The organism is Pseudomonadota bacterium (assembly GCA_030859565.1).
In the GTDB taxonomy this organism is placed as follows: domain Bacteria; phylum Pseudomonadota; class Gammaproteobacteria; order JACCXJ01; family JACCXJ01; genus USCg-Taylor.
The window spans coordinates 1-2086 of the sequence record JALZJW010000293.1; the positions used below are offsets into that span (position 1 = coordinate 1).

Genomic DNA, 2086 nt, shown 5'->3' on the forward strand with positions numbered 1-2086 from the left:
CATACAGCGCGACGCAGGCGGGGTCGTATGTGGATAAACTGAATGACTTAATGGCGCGGGGCGCGACCTTGAGCGACAACGACGGCGGGCTATCGGCGGTCGGGGCGCGCTACTTCGGCAAGGGCGGATAGCCACCACACGGCGAGCCGGGTCAAGACTTGAACTCTCAGCCATCGAAACACCATGACACGCCGGCAGACGAGGCCGGACGTCCTCTGACAATAGGTCATTTCATTACCCGGAGCGGTAGCGACGGGGTGGCACTACCTCCAACAACTCAGGTTGAGTGTGAGCGAGGCTCTACCCGGGCGCGGGACTGTGAATAAACTAGAGGATTGGACTAATTGGACTCAGTTTCACTTCAAGATGCCACCGGCTTGCCCGGTGGAGTTTCACGTTTAGTAGCTACCTAAGCGCCCTATGATTGCCAAGATGCCACCGGCTTGCCCGGTGGAGTCTCACGTTGGTAGCTACCTTATGCGCACAATCATTTCCAAGATGGCACCAAGCAAGCCGTCGCCTTTTAAGAGTTTTACTTGATGAACTTTTTGTAGCTGCCATCGTGAGACTCCACCGGGCAAGCCGGTGGCATCTTGAATTGAAAACTGAATCCAATCCTTTGATTTATTCACAGCCTCGTAGCGACGGGTGTGCCGTGAGCTACCGCTCAAGTCGAGCGATGGGCCGCGCCCAGCCCGGTCGCGAACCGCTCCCGGTACTGACCCGGCCTCACGAGCCTTGCGCGACCAAAGCGTCAGCCGCCTCTCCGGTGAACCCGCCTGCTAAAAATAATTCAAGCCGCCGGTGAAATGTTTTTCCCGAAATGTCTTATCAGAATGAAAGGCGTGCTGAGCTTTGTCAGGCAAGGACAGGCCACGCACGTCAAGGCTAATTCCAAGAGTGAGGAGACTACCGATGAAGAGACTTATTTTCACGCTCGCAGTGCTGACGCTGGCATACAGCGCGACGCAGGCGGGGTCGTATGTGGATAAACTGAATGACTTAATGGCGCGGGGCGCGACCTTGAGCGACAACGACGGCGGGCTATCGGCGGTCGGGGCGCGCTACTTCGGCAAGGGCGGCATCCAGTTGGTTCGAAACATGCAGGGGCGGCAGGGGGCGCTGACGCTGCCCGACCTTGACCCGGGCACGGCCATCAGCGCCTTCACGGCAGAGGTCGAGTACGTCGCCACCGAGTTGGACACCTCCGGGACGGGGATGTTCCCGCAGCGAGGGACGGGGATGGGTTTCGTTTTCGGCAGCTTCCCGGCGCTGATGATGGGAGCGGATATGCAGGGTCCGATCAACCTCGATGGCCTCGCCGTCGGGTTCGATACCAATTACGATGGAAGCCCGGCGGGCATCCGCGTCTTTGTTGATGGCGTGCTGATCGCGGTGAACGAGACAGTCAACCCTGCAACTACCGACTTCGCCAGATATCGAGTGGTGTACGACGCCAACGGACTGGACGTGCTGCTGAACACCAACACGGCGGCGGGCTTCGTGCCCGTGTTCACGGACCTCGACCTCGGCGCGGGGTTCACGCCGGCTGCGGGCGACCGCTTCGCGCTGACGGCCTCGTGCGACGACAACGTGAACCGCATCATCATCACCGACATCAAGATCCAAACCACGCCATAGGCCGCCTACGCGAAAAGGAAATCGCCTTGGGATAAGTGACCGTGGCGCTCGACACGAAGGCGTCGAGCATCAACTCCGTGAACGCGCAGGCGGCCGCGGCCCGGTCGTTCTGCGAGGCCAACGGCGGCTCGCCGCCCGCCGGCTACTTCGTGATCGGCGACGGCCCCACCATCGGGAAGAAGCAGTGAAAGGGAGCCGCCACCGTCGGCGGATCGCTCTGGATCGCAACTCCAAGTGCAGGCGTTGATCGACATGCTGATCGCCAACTTGTCGAGTTGAGAGTCAGGCGCAGGAGGCCCCGTTGTGGTCGAAAAGTAAGCGCCCGTCAGCGCCCCACATTAGAGGTTGAGAGTTCGACCTTAAGCCGATAGCCACCACACGGCGAGCCGGGTCAAGACTTGAACTCTCAGCCATCGAAACACCATGACACGCCGGCAGACGAGGC

Annotated in this window: 3 protein-coding genes; 2 read left to right on the forward strand and 1 reads right to left on the reverse strand. The window is 60.3% G+C overall.

Annotated elements, in window-relative coordinates; all coding sequences use genetic code 11:
* Positions 1-470: 470 nt before the first annotated feature.
* The gene (locus M3436_20935; protein MDQ3566430.1) at positions 471-632 is read right to left on the reverse strand and encodes a hypothetical protein; all 162 of its coding nucleotides are present in this window, start codon (positions 630-632) and stop codon (positions 471-473) included.
* A gap of 283 nt (positions 633-915) precedes the next feature.
* On the opposite strand from M3436_20935, the gene M3436_20940 reads away from it, so the two are divergent.
* Both M3436_20940 and M3436_20945 read left to right on the forward strand, forming a co-directional pair.
* Positions 916-1641: a hypothetical protein gene (locus M3436_20940; GenBank protein ID MDQ3566431.1), complete on the forward strand. Its 726-nt coding sequence runs from the start codon at positions 916-918 to the stop codon at positions 1639-1641.
* A gap of 41 nt (positions 1642-1682) precedes the next feature.
* Complete coding sequence (locus M3436_20945; GenBank protein ID MDQ3566432.1) at positions 1683-1829, forward strand: hypothetical protein; 147 nt, start codon at positions 1683-1685, stop codon at positions 1827-1829.
* Positions 1830-2086 lie beyond the last annotated feature (257 nt).

Excerpts from the sequence above, each read along its gene's own strand:
- M3436_20940 (MDQ3566431.1), top strand. The coding sequence starts at position 916 with ATGAAGAGACTTATTTTCACGCTCGCAGTGCTGACGCTGGCATACAGC.